Annotated in this window: 16 protein-coding genes; 8 read left to right on the top strand and 8 right to left on the bottom strand. The window is 53.5% G+C overall.

The features are described 5' to 3' along the window. Positions 1 to 15 precede the first annotated feature (15 nt). Both Q4606_RS04905 and Q4606_RS04900 read right to left on the bottom strand, forming a co-directional pair. Entirely contained in the window at positions 16 to 1,698 is a 1,683-nt protein-coding gene (locus Q4606_RS04905) for an AMP-binding protein (RefSeq protein ID WP_303596301.1), read from the bottom strand. Positions 1,699 to 2,091: 393 nt separating this feature from the next. After that, positions 2,092 to 2,520, bottom strand: coding sequence for an Lrp/AsnC family transcriptional regulator (locus Q4606_RS04900; protein ID WP_303596303.1), 429 nt, complete (start codon positions 2,518 to 2,520; stop codon positions 2,092 to 2,094). A gap of 116 nt (positions 2,521 to 2,636) precedes the next feature. Here Q4606_RS04900 and Q4606_RS04895 point away from each other — a divergent pair, with 116 nt between their 5' ends. From Q4606_RS04895 to Q4606_RS04870, 6 genes are all read left to right on the top strand, one after another. Beyond that, a complete protein-coding gene (locus Q4606_RS04895) occupies positions 2,637 to 3,743 on the top strand; it encodes an arginine N-succinyltransferase (RefSeq protein ID WP_303606842.1) in 1,107 nt (368 codons plus the stop codon). Continuing rightward, positions 3,733 to 4,539, top strand: coding sequence for a DUF1338 domain-containing protein (locus Q4606_RS04890; protein ID WP_303606841.1), 807 nt, complete (start codon positions 3,733 to 3,735; stop codon positions 4,537 to 4,539). The genes Q4606_RS04895 and Q4606_RS04890 overlap by 11 nt, the downstream gene beginning before the upstream one ends. Before the next feature lie 206 nt (positions 4,540 to 4,745). Next, positions 4,746 to 5,414, top strand: coding sequence for a hypothetical protein (locus Q4606_RS04885; RefSeq protein ID WP_303606840.1), 669 nt, complete (start codon positions 4,746 to 4,748; stop codon positions 5,412 to 5,414). Positions 5,415 to 5,528: 114 nt separating this feature from the next. Further along, on the top strand, positions 5,529 to 6,014 hold the full coding sequence (locus Q4606_RS04880; RefSeq protein ID WP_303606839.1) for a hypothetical protein: 486 nt from the start codon (positions 5,529 to 5,531) through the stop codon (positions 6,012 to 6,014). A gap of 63 nt (positions 6,015 to 6,077) precedes the next feature. Further along, positions 6,078 to 6,863, top strand: coding sequence for a ZIP family metal transporter (locus Q4606_RS04875; protein ID WP_303596308.1), 786 nt, complete (start codon positions 6,078 to 6,080; stop codon positions 6,861 to 6,863). 64 nt (positions 6,864 to 6,927) lie between these two features. Continuing rightward, positions 6,928 to 8,601: a GMC family oxidoreductase gene (locus tag Q4606_RS04870; RefSeq protein WP_303606838.1), complete on the top strand. Its 1,674-nt coding sequence runs from the start codon at positions 6,928 to 6,930 to the stop codon at positions 8,599 to 8,601. Here Q4606_RS04870 and Q4606_RS04865 read toward each other — a convergent pair. From Q4606_RS04865 to Q4606_RS04840, 6 genes are all read right to left on the bottom strand, one after another. Beyond that, positions 8,598 to 9,278: an NAD-dependent epimerase/dehydratase family protein gene (locus Q4606_RS04865; protein WP_303596310.1), complete on the bottom strand. Its 681-nt coding sequence runs from the start codon at positions 9,276 to 9,278 to the stop codon at positions 8,598 to 8,600. The genes Q4606_RS04870 and Q4606_RS04865 overlap by 4 nt on opposite strands. A gap of 72 nt (positions 9,279 to 9,350) precedes the next feature. Continuing rightward, the gene (gene mtgA / locus Q4606_RS04860; RefSeq protein ID WP_303606837.1) at positions 9,351 to 10,046 is read right to left on the bottom strand and encodes a monofunctional biosynthetic peptidoglycan transglycosylase; all 696 of its coding nucleotides are present in this window, start codon (positions 10,044 to 10,046) and stop codon (positions 9,351 to 9,353) included. 7 nt (positions 10,047 to 10,053) lie between these two features. Beyond that, on the bottom strand, positions 10,054 to 10,956 hold the full coding sequence (locus Q4606_RS04855) for a diacylglycerol kinase family protein (protein WP_303606836.1): 903 nt from the start codon (positions 10,954 to 10,956) through the stop codon (positions 10,054 to 10,056). A 151-nt stretch (positions 10,957 to 11,107) separates the two neighbouring features. Continuing rightward, positions 11,108 to 11,998, bottom strand: a complete 891-nt coding sequence (locus Q4606_RS04850) for a DMT family transporter (RefSeq protein WP_303596313.1) — start codon at positions 11,996 to 11,998, stop codon at positions 11,108 to 11,110. A 126-nt stretch (positions 11,999 to 12,124) separates the two neighbouring features. Further along, a complete protein-coding gene (locus Q4606_RS04845) occupies positions 12,125 to 12,361 on the bottom strand; it encodes a TIGR02647 family protein (protein ID WP_303606835.1) in 237 nt (78 codons plus the stop codon). 31 nt (positions 12,362 to 12,392) lie between these two features. Further along, complete coding sequence (locus tag Q4606_RS04840) at positions 12,393 to 12,869, bottom strand: hypothetical protein (RefSeq protein WP_303606834.1); 477 nt, start codon at positions 12,867 to 12,869, stop codon at positions 12,393 to 12,395. Positions 12,870 to 13,118: 249 nt separating this feature from the next. Here Q4606_RS04840 and Q4606_RS04835 point away from each other — a divergent pair, with 249 nt between their 5' ends. Next, the gene (locus Q4606_RS04835; protein ID WP_303596316.1) at positions 13,119 to 13,295 is read left to right on the top strand and encodes a DUF1328 domain-containing protein; all 177 of its coding nucleotides are present in this window, start codon (positions 13,119 to 13,121) and stop codon (positions 13,293 to 13,295) included. Between the two features lie 191 nt (positions 13,296 to 13,486). Next, on the top strand, positions 13,487 to 14,185 hold the full coding sequence (locus Q4606_RS04830; protein WP_303606833.1) for a lytic transglycosylase domain-containing protein: 699 nt from the start codon (positions 13,487 to 13,489) through the stop codon (positions 14,183 to 14,185). The last annotated feature ends 38 nt before the right edge of the window (positions 14,186 to 14,223 follow it).

Here is a 14,223-nt window from a genome sequence, read left to right as displayed (position 1 = left end):
TTTTGCATTACACGCTCAGAACTCCCAGATTACTTTCTTCTTCTGCTCAAACCACTCGTCCATTTTGCGGTTATATACATCCTCGATAATGTTGCGTTTGATCTTCATGGTAGGCGTCAGCATCCCGTTCTCCATCGTCCAGGGCTCTTTCACCGCAACCACAAACGCAATTTTCTCGTGGGCCTCGCAGTCTTTGTTCACCGCCTCCAGTTCCTCCGCCAACTCCCGTTCCAGCGCCTCCCGGCTGGAGCCGGTTTCCAGAGAATCCCTGACATCTTCTGAAAGCAACAACATAAGGCAGGGCTGGGGCTGATTGGCCCCAGCCACGCAGACCACTTCCACCGAAGGGTGATTGAACCTGTTTTCGATGGGCACCGGCACTACGTACTTGCCTTTGGACGTTTTGAACAGGTCTTTTACCCGGCCTGTAATCTGCAGATACCCATCAGCGTTGATTTCCCCCATGTCGCCGGTTTTGAGGAAACCATCGGTAGTGACATCTTCCCGGGTTTTTTCCTCATTCTGATAGTAACCCAGCATCATTCCAGGGCTCTTGACCTGTATCTCGCCACCTTCACCAATACGATGTTCAACACCTGGATTGGCTACGCCCACATAGCCGATCCTGGCCTCCCCGGGGCGGCTGGCGTGGGAGTAACCGAAGTTTTCTGTCATGCCGTAGACTTCCAGCAGCTCCAGCCCGAGGTTGCGGTACCAGGTGATGATCTCTTCCGACAAGGGAGCGGCACCGGTCAGAGCGGCCCGACAATGATCCAGACCCAGTTGCTTCAGTACCTTCTTTTTCACCATTGAGCCTATAAACGGAATACTGAACAGCAACTTCTGTTTTTTAGGCGGCAGTTTGGCGTTAATCCCCAGGTAGAACTTCATCCACAGGCGTGGGACCGAAAAGAAAAGGGTTGGCCGGGCGCGCTGCAAGTCCTGCTGAAAAGTTTCCAGGGTATTGGCAAAGTACAGGTGAAAGCCGAAATACAGGGATTGGGTTTCCACCGCAGCCCGCTCAGCCACGTGTGCCAGTGGCAAATAGGACAGCATACGGTCATCGGATGATGCGGTGAACATCTGTTGCAAACCGTCGGCGACTGACATCATGGCGCGGAAGCTGTGCATTACCCCTTTGGGGCGACCGGTGCTGCCGGAGGTATATTTAATCGTTGCCAGGCTATCCGGGTCGGGTAGCTTTGGTGAAGCCGGCTCATACTCCGCAATAATGTCCAGCCACTTTGGCGTATCATTCCGCGGCGACATCGGCAGGGATATGATCGGAAGATCGGAAGGAAGATGCCCTTTTATATCGTTCCATCCATCCGCCGTTCCATCAAGTTTCCCCAGAAACAACAACTTAACCCCGCTGTGTTCAAGGATATAGGCGGCAGCTTCCCCGTTCAGGGTTGGATAGAGCGGCACAGATACATGCCCTGCAGCCCAGATGGCCAGGTCTGACAGTATCCAGTGGGCACTGTTTTTACCCAGAACTGCGATATTGCTAGGTTCTGGTAGCTCAAGACTGTTGAGGTGGGCCGCCATTCGCGACACCTGATCGGCGGCTTGCTTCCAGGTGATGTCTTCCACCGTGCCGTCGGGATAGGGTTGAGTCAGATAGATTTTTTCCGGGTTGTGCTCCGCCCAGAAATATAAGCAGTGCAAGGATGTCTGCCTACGGGGGTCCATTGCCATGAACAACTCCTTATTGTTTTTATCGTTTGTTGAACCTGTACCAATTCTTAAGAATCGAAATCAAGATCAGACTCATCTTAACCTGATTTCTGAAGAGCTCAATGGCATTAGACACCCTGTCTGGTGACAAAACGCACTGCATGACGTCAGGGAGGCTAAAGAAATTGATTATATTTTTGTGACATTAATCAAGATTGGTCTAGAGTGGAAAATGAAGCGTATCGAATCCCATCACTCATAGGAGACTGCCATGAGACAATCGAGTCGCTCTTTTCTGATTTTTCCAGCCTGGGGATTTATTCTGCTTGGCTCAGCCGCTTTCTTGTACAGCGCTTACGCAGGCATGTTGGGTTCTTGATACTCACCGTTTGAACAATAGCATTCGGAAAGCGTCTAACGCCGGAAACGGGTTTCCAGAACCACCGCCGAGTTAGTGCGCTCAACACCGTCAAGGTTTCCAATTTCGTCCAGCACCGCACTCAACTCCTCCAGAGACTGAGCCTGCACGATCGCTATAAGGTCGTATTCCCCGCTGACTGAGAACAATTGCGCTACCTGGCTGATACCCTCAAGCGCGGTATTCGTTCGTGCAGTCAGTTTCTGCACAACTTTTATCGAAACATGAGCCTCTACCTGGCTACTTGAAAAAGCCCCTCCCAACTGCACCGAATACCCGGCAATTACTCCACTGCTTTCCAGGCGAGCTATCCGGTTTTGAACCGTTGTGCGTGACAGGTTTAAAGCTCTGGCAAGTTCACTGATGCTGGTTCTGGCGTTCTGACGGAGCAGCATAAGTAGCTTCTGGTCTTTGGTTCCGATCACTTTGATCACCTGATTGGTCATTTTGATAAAATAACAACTCATTTAGATCAAATTATACCTGCAACCTGTTAGTACATCACTTCATACTGTTCCAAAACACTGTCAGGTTGCAGCCCATGGTCATTCGCCCGATTACCGACACAGATCTGGACACTCTTGCTCAGATAGCCAAGGAGTCCGGCCCGGGGTTTACCTCCCTGATGCCAGACAGAGATGCTCTGGCGCGAAAAATCGCCCACTCCATGGCCAGTTTCGAGCGCCGGGTGACCAGCCCGGGCGACGAACATTATCTGTTCGTGCTGGAAGATGAGAGCACCGGTGATATTCTCGGCACCTCTGGCATAGAAGCAAATGCGGGGCACACCCGGCCGCTTTATCATTTTCGACGCAATACGGTTACCCATCACTCCCGAGACCTTGGTCTTCGTCGAAGTGTGGAAACTCTCACCCGCTGCAACCATTACACAGGCTATTCCGAGATTTGCTCGCTCTATTTACGGCCTGAACTCCGCCGGGCCCATGCTGGCAAACTCCTATCCAGAGTGCGCTTCCTGTTTATGGCACAGCACCCGGAACGCTTTTCAGACAAAGTGATTGCTGAGATGCGAGGTGTATCCAATGGCGCTGGCCAGTCGCCATTCTGGAACTGGTTGAAGGCACATTTTGTGGATCTGGAGTTCGGCCGGGCGACACATCTGGTAGGTAGCGGCTACACTGAATTTATAGATGAGTTGATGCCATCGCATCCTCTTTACACATGCCTCATGAGCGAAGAGGCCCGTGCAGTTCTCAGTCAGGTACACGAGAACACGCGGCCGGCTCTGAAGATACTGGAAGCCGAAGGGTTTCAACACAAAGGGCTCATAGACCTGTTTGACGCGGGCCCAACAGTTGAGTGCGCTCTGGCTGACATCGCCAGCGTAAGGTCTTCTTCAGCCTGCCCCATCATTATTAGTGAAACGGGTAAAAGAACTGGCAACGGCCATGAACACAACAGATACCAGCCTGATGAGCCGATCCTGATTGCAAATACAGGTACGGCAGACTTTCGGGCCACAGTCTCATCCGAGGTGTCCGCCCAGCCTGATAAGCTGACTGTTCCCCTGGCCCTCGCTGAAAAGCTGCACCTGAGGAATGGCAACTTCGCGCGCACTTTGCCCTTGGGTCAGTCAACGCCAACACAAACGCGAAATACGGCCCCGGAGTTAAGTTATGCATACTGATCGCAACGCGTTGTTCGAAAAGCTCTGGCAGAACTACCGAGACGTCACGCCTTCTGCGGTAAAAATCCACAAGATTCTGGGTGCCGAAGAAGGGCATGGAATAATCAACGATCATATCGCTCTGAGAACCTTCAACCTCGCCCCCGTTGGCCTGGAGTCTCTGGCAAAGCATTTCCTTTCTCTTGGCTATCGCGAGGGCGGCGAGTATCACTTTAAAGGCAAAAACCTCTATGCGCGCCACTATGAACACACAGATCCTGAGGCTCCGAGGGTATTCATTTCAGAGTTGTTGACGGAACAATGCTCCCCGGAACTTCAGGGCATAGTAAAAACTCTGGTCAAGAAGGTAGGAAAAGAACAGATCGCGGCAGACGACTTTCTATACTCCGGCCGGCACTGGGATATCGATTACGAGACCTACCGAAAGCTGCTGGATGAGAGCGAATATGCGGCCTGGCTAGCGGCTTGGGGCTACCGGGCAAATCATTTCACTGTGAGCGTTAATCATCTGCAGAACTTTCAGACAGTTGCTGACATCAACCAGCTTCTGAAAGACAAGGGTTTTACGGTGAACGTTTCCGGCGGCGAAGTGAAAGGGTCTCCCGAGGACCTTCTTGAACAGTCATCCACCATGGCTGACCGAGTTCCTGTTCAGTTTAGCGATCGGGAAATGACGATTCCCAGTTGCTTCTATGAGTTTGCACTGCGCTATCCAAAGCCAGATGGCAGTCTATACAACGGGTTTGTCGCTGCCTCCGCGGATAAAATCTTCGAAAGCACCCACGCCGGTATGTAACGGCCTGGGTGTGTCCTACCTGGTTAAACCGCTTACCCGCTGTTACAAAGAAATAACCTTTTTACAACGGCGCCACTGAGCGTCATTGTCTACTTTTTAGACACGAACACCATTCCAATAAAGCCACCCGGGCAAACCCGGGATCGGCATAACAACAATAATAGGCTGGCAGGCCCCCAGATTCCTGCCACCACCGAGGAGAGCATATGTCTGCATCAGTCAATCATCTCGACGAGCGTACCCGGGATTCGGGCGAGCTTCTTGAGAGCATCATGCCGTCAGCAATAACCCTTGCAATGATGCTACGGCACAAAAAAATGGCTGCATGGCTACGCTCCGAATTCGACGGTTATCAGGACCGCGATGCGGCGCCACCCTATCGCCTGGATTTGCCCGGACACATTGTCGCGAAATCCCCGCAATACGGATGGATACCCGCTCCCGTGGTGACCGAGCAGCAGAAGCTCGAGTTCGGACATATCGACCTTATCGAGGGCACCAAATCTCTGGAAAAAATCTGCGTCAACAGCAAAAAAGGCGACGGCAACCGGCTATTACTGGACGAGGAGGACATGGCTGTTCTGCAGAAACAAATCAACCTCAGTGCAGAGCTCGCGATCAATCTCAGCCGCGACGTATACTCTCACCTGCTAAGAACAGTGAGGGGTGCGGTTTACCTCTGGACGCAGGCGCTGATGGAAAAAGGGCTTGCGGGAGAGCATAACCACTACAGCCCCGATGAGCGCGCACAAGTTGCGGAGCTGGATAACCCGGAACACTTCTGGCGCAAGGCCATGGATGAGTTAGACAGCCTGCCTATTCCGGATGTGCGTTCAGCAGGTTTTTTCGAGCGGATGTTTGGGCGGGCAAGCTAAGCTGAGCGTTTATATATACCCCAACGGGTACCCAGGCATCCCGGATCTGATCTAAACTGACTCCTTGTTTGTTCCCGAACGATCCCCTGTTGTTCAACATAACGAGGAGTAACGATGAAACCTGTCGTCACACTTCTGCTGGCCAGCGTGCTTTTCGTTGCAGGCTGCCAGTCGTTGCCCGATCAACCGTCAGGCACAAAGAATGTGTCCGCAATCCCGGAAAGCACAAGTAGCGGCACAGTCTTTCTCAGCGCTCAACACTGTCTGAGCGAATATGTTCGTGATCTGGCGAAGGTTCATTACGGGCCCTGCCTCAAAATCATCAGTGTGGACGGAGAACCCCCACAAGTTTCGAGTGACGGTTTTATTGAGTTACCCGTTGCTACTTCTGCGACGATTGGCACCAGCTGTGTTTATCGTCATGCCGACGGCTCGCCTATCCCCGCCACGATGGAAACAACCGATTTCCGTATCACGCCGCAGACATTCAGAAAACCCGGCGAGCGCTGGTACCTGCATGCCCACAAGCAGGCAAGACAGATCATTGGCTGCGAGCCAACCCTGTCGCGCTCGAAAAGTCCAACCTACAAAACAGACTGACAGCATGAAACAGCTTCGGCAACGTTTACCCGGCATAACACCGTCCATGAAAATCAGGTCTTTATGACAACAGATATCAACATTGTATGGCTTGGCGCACTGGCGAGTCTGCTGGCAGGCCTTGCAACCGGTATCGGTGCCTTGGCGGTTTTCTTCGTCAAAACCCTGTCTGACCGACTGCAAGACAGCATGCTTGCGGGTGCTGCGGGCGTGATGCTTGCAGCCTCTTTTTTCTCTTTGCTGCTTCCGGGGCTCGAGCACGGGGAGGCACTGCTGGGTTCAACATGGGCGGCAGCCCTGCTGGTGATATTCGGCATATTGTCCGGCGCAGGGGCTCTTTACTTCATCCATCAGAGACTGCCCCATGAACACTTCAACCTGGGACCGGAGGGACCGAATGCGGCCCACATACGCCGTATATGGTTGTTTATAATTGCCATAACACTGCATAACTTCCCGGAAGGCATGGCGGTGGGCGTCGGTTTTGCCGGGGGAGACGTGCGCAACGGCTATGTACTGGCAATGGGCATAGGTATCCAGAACATTCCCGAAGGCCTCGCCGTTGCTCTCTCATTGATGGCCATTCAATACTCGCGGGTAAAGGCATTCACCATAGCCCTGATGAGCGGCCTTGCCGAACCCATCGGCGGTGTATTCGGCGCTGCCATGGTGTGGCTGGCAGAGCCGATTATGCCCTGGACTCTGGGTTTTGCTGCAGGAGCCATGCTATTCATTATCAGCAACGAGATCATTCCGGAAACCCACAGGAACAGCTATAAAACGCTGGCGACTTTCTCACTGCTGGTCGGTTTTGTCGTCATGATGTTCCTGGACGCAACATTGGGGTAGCGTAACGGAAGACCGCTGTTAAATCAGGCCTCTATCTACAACAGGCCTCTACGGAGATAACACCTTGCCCGATAAAAATAAAACGCCGGGTCAGTTTGAATTTGACTACATCATAGCCGGCGCCGGAACAGCCGGCTGCCTACTGGCCAATCGTCTGAGCGCCAACCCGGAGAACCGGGTACTGCTGATCGAGGCCGGAGGGCAGGACAATTACCACTGGATTCACATTCCGGTGGGTTACCTCTACTGCATCAACAATCCACGCACCGACTGGTGCTTTCGCACCGAGCCGGCACCGGGGCTCAACAACCGATCGCTGATTTACCCGCGCGGCAAAACCCTGGGCGGCTGCTCCAGCATCAATGGGATGCTGTATATCCGCGGCCAGGAACGGGACTACAACCGATGGGCTGAAATAACCGGAGATGACGCCTGGACCTGGGAAAATTGCCTGCCGGACTTCATGCGACATGAGGACCATCACGGCCTGGACGCCGGTGACCCTGACGATAGCAAGCTAAACCACTTCCACGGCCATGGCGGTGAATGGCGGGTAGAGCGCCAGCGCCTAAAATGGCAAGTACTTGAAGATTTTGCTGAAGCAGCAGTTCAGGCGGGCGTTCCCCGCACCTATGATTTCAACCGGGGGGATAATGAAGGCGTTGATTATTTCGAGGTAAACCAGCGTGCCGGCTGGCGCTGGAATACGTCAAAAGCCTTTTTGCGAAGCGCTGCAAAAAGGCCGAATCTCACCGTGTGGCACTCCACTCAGGTAGTGAGCCTGGAGATGGGCATGGATGGCAAACAGCCAAGGTGCACCGGCGTGCGCGTGGCAGGCACTGGCTTTCAAGATGCAACCCTGGCGACGGCCAGCCGCGAAGTTATTCTATCGGCCGGCTCGATCGGCTCCCCGCAACTTTTGCAGCTGTCTGGAATAGGGCCATCCGACCTGCTGCAGGCATTGAACATTCCGGTAGTTGCAGACTTGCCGGGGGTCGGCGAAAACCTTCAGGATCACTTACAAATCCGCTCCGTCTACAAAGTGACGAACGCGCTTACCCTGAACACCATGGCCAACTCTCTTTGGGGCAAGGCCCGGATTGGTCTTGAGTATTTGCTTAAACGCTCTGGCCCAATGAGCATGGCTCCGTCACAACTGTGCGCATTTACCCGCAGCTCGGATGAATACGACCACGCCAACATCCAGTACCACATCCAGCCCCTGAGCCTGGATGCCTTCGGCCAGCCCCTGCACAATTTCCCGGCCATTACCGCCAGCGTGTGCAACCTCAATCCCACTAGCCGGGGCACCGTGCGCATCCGCAGCCGCAATCCTCTGGAGGCCCCGGCCATCTCGCCAAACTACCTGAGCACCCCGGAGGACCTGAAAGTTGCGGCAGACTCATTGCGGGTAACACGCCGCATTGCGCAACAGCCAGCCTTTTCAAAGTACATGCCAGAGGAATACAAGCCCGGGGCACAGTATCAGACCGACGAGGATCTCAGCCGCCTGGCCGGCGACATAGGCACCACTATTTTCCATCCCGTGGGAACAACCCGCATGGGGCAGCCCGATGATGCAATGGCCGTGGTGGACTCTCACCTGAGAGTAAGAGGTGTAACCGGGTTGCGTGTGGTGGACGCTGGTGTGATGCCCGTGATTACCAGCGGCAACACCAATTCACCCACATTGATGATTGCCGAGAAAGCAGCAGGCTGGATTCTGGCAGGCAATTAAGCTGTCTGGGCAGACAGCCTGACGATATCCTGGTATTCCCGAATCTGAACCACCTGCTCGGCTGCAGATTCGCATGCCAGGTTACAAACCTCATTAACCATCGCACTGGCAACTGTCGCCGCTTCGATAGCACGGTATTTTTCCAGCGGGCCAACAAGAGCCCGATTGATCAGTGGCATGGCTTTGACACCTACAGCCTCTCCCAGGCGATGTTCATTCCTGGCACCCAGTAGCAGGCTGGGGTGGTAAATTGAAAGATAAGGGTACTCCAGGCCCTTAACGCCATCCTCCAGTTCACCTTTTACCCGGTTGTAGAATATGGTTGATGAAGAAGATGAACCTATAGCCGACATCAGAATAAATGCTTTAGCGCCCTCAACCCGGCCTAGTTCAGCGGCTTTCAGCCCATAACCAAAATCCACTTTACGAAACTGTTCCTGGGAGCCCGCCTTTTTGATCGTTGTACCCAGACAACAGATAATCGCATCCACCTGAAAGAGCCCGGTGTAGTCGCCCATGTGGTCAAAATCAATTTCCTCCTGGTGCAGCTTGCTGTGTTCAAGCCTTAACTTGCGCCTCAGTGGCACATTCACCAGTTCAACCTCATCACGGCCCAGCAACTCACTCAATACAAGTCCCCCGGTAAGCCCGGTAGCACCCAGTAATAGCACTCTCATAGCATTCTCTTCTCTCAGCGCAGGCGCCCATAGTATCAAAGACACCGACAGACCGGAGCCCGCCTTTGGTATCTAGAGCCCTTTCAGGTACTGCAAACCCGACAGCTGGTCCATCTGTCCGCGAATCCAGAATACCCGATCCCGGACATAGGGTGATGGAGAATTCACGCTCAGCACTTTCGGATTCGGCAAAACTGCGGCTAACCGTGCCGCCTGCTGCGCTGATAGTTGACGAGCAGGTATCCCGAAGTAAACCCGACTGGCGGCCTCAACCCCATATATTCCGGGGCCAAATTCGGCAATATTGAGGTAGACCTCCAGAATTCTCCGTTTAGGCCAAAGCCCGTCGACAGCCAGAGCAAGCCCCGCTTCCATCGCCTTACGCACGAAGCTGCGACCATTCCACAGAAACAGGTTCTTTGCGGTTTGCTGGGTGATCGTGCTTGCACCTCTGAGACCCTCACCGGCGTGATATTCGGCCAGGGCTTTGCGAATCGCCGCAAAGTCGACCCCCCAGTGATCCGGAAACCGCTGATCCTCACTGGCCACTACGGCAAGTGACATCCACGGCGAAATATCCGAATAGCTGACCCATTGCTGGCGTACCTCCTGGTCCGGATTTGCAATACTGTAACTAACGATGAACGCAGAGGTTGGCGGATTTACGTACCGGAAAAGAAGTAACAGGGAAACAAATACCAACACCAGAGGGAGGAACACCCAGGCGGCTGCACGGAAAAACCGCGTAACCATTGATCTGCGGGCCATAAGCGCGTTACCCAAGCCCCAGGCGGTCACTATCAGCCGTTCCCGTGCCCACCACTGACGCACCGATGACCCGGAGACAATGCTTGCGACAGGTTACGTGCAGCGGCGTCTTGCCCGCTTCATCACCATCTACGGTAACAGTCTGTGGACGGGAGGTAAGAACATCACAATGCTTACCTTTCAGGTGCACTACGGTACTGGTGCGGTCAGGAGACCTGCCGCTAAACCTGACCATGAGAAACGTCAGAATCAGTTGTATCAGAGGGCGTGGTTTTACGGCAATAACGTCCAGAAGACCATCGTCGGCAGTCGCTTGCGGAACCTCATTCCCTCCGCCGAAAAAGGCACCACTGGCTACGGCAATGGATAGCCAACGACCGCTCACAAAGGCCTGATCACATTTTATTTCTGCGTGAAAGCCTCGTTTGACTCTCGCACTACGTAACAGTTCAATGCCGTAGCTGAAGCGCCCGAGGAGTTTTTTGGCCGAGCCCTGCGATTCCCGAGCAGGAATCGTACCCAGGCCAATGTGGGCAACATTCAGGAATAGCCCATCACCAAACTCGGCAACATCAACCGTTTGCGTAATACCCTGCTGTACTAATTCACACACAGCCTCGGGTTCCTGGGGTAGCGCGAGGTTGCGAGCAAAATCGTTGGCAGTACCTGATGGCAAAACAGCCAGCGTGGCATTACGTTCAAGGCAGAGTCTGGCGCCAGCATTAACCGAACCATCACCACCGGCAACCATAACTACGTCATCAGGCTGTACCCGCTCAGCCCAGGTCTGCTCGCTGAAATCACAACACTCCGGGCCGGTGATACCGGCGTTTTCAAGCTTTTCAAGCCAGAACGCCCGGCCTCTTTGGCCATCGCCTGCTTCTGGATTTGCAACCAGCCAATAGGTCATATCATTCGCTTCTCTTTACCTGCGCCCATACATATTCCGGAAAACGATCGCATCCAACATACCTCAAACACGTCGCTACTGGGGTTACGATCAGGAAACCGGCGCCATATCTCCAGACAACAGATTGTCAGCCTATAGTTCAGTGTGTCCCTTAGGCTGGGCGTCTCTGCGATACCACCAGCGCAACGCCGGTTATAGAAACAATGCCTCCGACAATCGCCAGCACACCGAGGCGCTCATCAAACAGCCAGAAGGCCTCCAGAGCGGTCACCGGGGGGACAAGATAGAACAGGCTGGCAACCTGGGATGCCGCACCACGGCGAATCAACCACATGAGCAACAGAATTGCACCAATAGAAACGCCCAGGACCAACCAGGCCATGGAAAGCTGCAATTGCAAAGACCAGACCACCTCCCGGGTCTCCAGCGTCAGCGCGCCAACCGCGAAAAACGTGGCTGCAGCGCCGTACTGGATAATGGTGCCCGCAACAAGATCTGCACCCGTACCATTGCGTTTCTGATAAACCGTACCCAATGAAATGCCAGCCAGGGCGAACAGAGCCCAGACAAGCGTCCAGAGGGGAAAGCCGGTACCCGGATTGCCTGCCCCGCCAAACTTCTCCAACAAAACCAGCGTTACGCCCAACAACCCTAACCCAAGCCCGAGCCACTGTTTGCCTGAGACCGATTCCTTCAATACAAAAACCGCCACAGCAGCCGTTACCAATGGCTGCAGACCGACCACCAGAGACACTATACCGGAAGGCATTCCGTCCTGAATCGCGTAGTAAACACCGCCAAGATAACACCCGTGAACCAGCAGCCCGGTAACTGCCAGATGCCCGGCAGCTCGCAAGCCCGGCCAGCGGGTTTTAAGCAACAATGCCAGCACGAAAAGCAGCGCCAGTGTCAGCAGCATACGGATTAAAAGAAGTGTAAATGGCTCGGCATAGGGCAAGCCATATTTGGCACCGATAAAACCAGTGCTCCACAACCATACAAAAAGGGCGGGGACGAAAAAGGAATAGAACATCTTGCGCATAGCGAGTAGCCGGAATGAGGTGTTTAGGCGGTCACCCAGTATAGAAGCTCATGCACATACATAACAGATACAGACGCCCAGCCAGAAGACCATCACAGATGGCCACCCGGCCGGAAAACTCACTGTTTATGTTGTAAGGATAGATTGCAGTTTCTGCGTCAACTCAACAGCCTCACTGCCCATAGGCGTGAGATAGCCGCCGTCATCGCGAGTAATCAACCCCTTGGAAAAAAGCCGCTCAGCGGCCTGCACTGTCTCAGGTGCTGCATCATGCTGATGCACCTTGATACCAGCCTGGCCTGAGGAGGACTCAAACTGTGATAGCAGGTTAAGCTCGGCAATATGGTCTGGAGAAAATGGCATTGTGTTTCCTTGTCTCGTTTTGTTTTGATGATCAGATACTGTCGGATCTCTTGTCCTGATCCAGAGTCAATTCCCGCTCGGTTTCATTCCACTGCTCGGAAAATGTTTCATACGCGTCGGAGAAGCCTTTTTTAGCCCGCTCCCATGCCGATGCAGAACTGGCTTTGAGTTCGTTATACCAGACTTGCACCCGTTCACGCTGTTCTCGAAGAGACGCCAGGCTTTCCTGTGAACGCTCCCGGGCAGTGCTGCTCATGTCGTCCCAGTTTTCGGAAAGCTCTCTTTCTAGCTCCGCAATACGTCTGTCCAGAGCTGACAGTGTTCGATTGATAGAGTCCTCAGCCTGGTCTTTCTGGTCGGCACCGTATTCCTGTAGTGACTCGCCAAGCTCTCGGGTTTCCTGCTTGAGCTTGTCTACCGTTGAATCATTTGATTCCGCATACAAAGGCGCCGCAAGCGTGCATGAGGCTGCGACGAGCAAAGCACAGGTAATGCGTTTCAAATTCATAAAATACTCCTGAGCTACGTTCAATAAGAATAGCAGTAGCGCCACGATAACAATATCCCGCCCAACAACTTATCTTATAAAAGCTTAATCAACTGACAATAAAGTCTGTTTATCGCAGATAAAACATACTGTTAAAACTGAAAAGACTCCTCGGAAATGGCGCTTTGGTGTCCCCGGGGCTGCTTGAGATTTGTGCATTCCGGATGTGTGTGCCACGTTTACATGGAAGTTAAACAAGGAGGAAAGACTATGCTTTATTGGGCTGTCATTTGTCTCATCATCGCCATCATTGCTGGCGTTCTCGGTTTCGGGGGCATTGCAGGCACAGCGGCAGGTATCGCCAAAGTACTGTTCTTTATCTTTCTCATTCTGCTGGTGATTTCTCTGGTCGCCAATGCAGTTCGCGGGCGGGGGCCAAAGGTCTAGCGTTCTCAGTTAATTTGCTCAGCATTTCTGCCCTGGCACCTCTCAATGCCGTGCCAGGGCAGCTCTCCCGTTAACATTTTTCCGACAAGACTTTATGTCATTTCTGCGTGGTAGCGCCGTATAATCCCGGCTGTGTCTGTTTTACTATAACTTCAAGCACATATGTGGATTACGCTTTCCGCGAGTAGCCAATGATACGTCACCAACACATCGCCCTACCCTTCCTCACCTTGCTGATCTGGTTTTCTGCACCGGTCACAGCGGACAACATCAAGCGTATTGTGCACCCCGACGGCCGAGTTGAGTTTACCAATGTAAAGAGCAACAGCCCTGGTAGAGCCTCCAGCAAAAGCGAGACTGTTTTCCGGTATCAGGACGAAAATGGCATCATCGCTTACAGTGGAACCCGGCCCTCAGTTTCAGATTTCGATGTAATCAGCTTCCACTGTTACGCCTGCGACCCCGACTCAAGCGTCAACTGGCGCACAACGCCGTTGTTTTCTGGCCGTTACGAGACCGAAATTAAAACGGCTGCCAGCGAATATGGCGTTGATCCAGCGCTGGTACGCGCGGTTATCCATGCGGAATCTGCATTCAACGAGAAGGCGCTTTCCCCGGTGGGGGCGCAAGGGCTTATGCAATTGATGCCGGGAACAGCTCTGGAGGTCGGCGTTCAAAACGCCATGGTAGCAGCAGAGAACATCCGCGGCGGAGTCACCTATCTTGCCAAAATGCTCGATCGCTTCCAAGGCGACACGAGGCTGGCAACCGCGGCCTATAACGCTGGCCCGGGTGCCGTTAGCCGTTACGGTGGGATCCCTCCCTATGCCGAAACCAAAGCTTACGTTGAACGCGTAGGCATACTGCACGAGCGATACGCCAGCAACTAATCAATAAACCGGCCGACCCGTCCTTGGGTCCAAGTTCT

It is taken from the genome of Marinobacter sp. 1_MG-2023 (assembly GCF_030549045.1).
Taxonomy (GTDB): Bacteria; Pseudomonadota; Gammaproteobacteria; order Pseudomonadales; family Oleiphilaceae; genus Marinobacter.
Note: the sequence above shows the minus strand (reverse complement) of the source record. Positions and strands in the feature narration are given on the sequence as shown.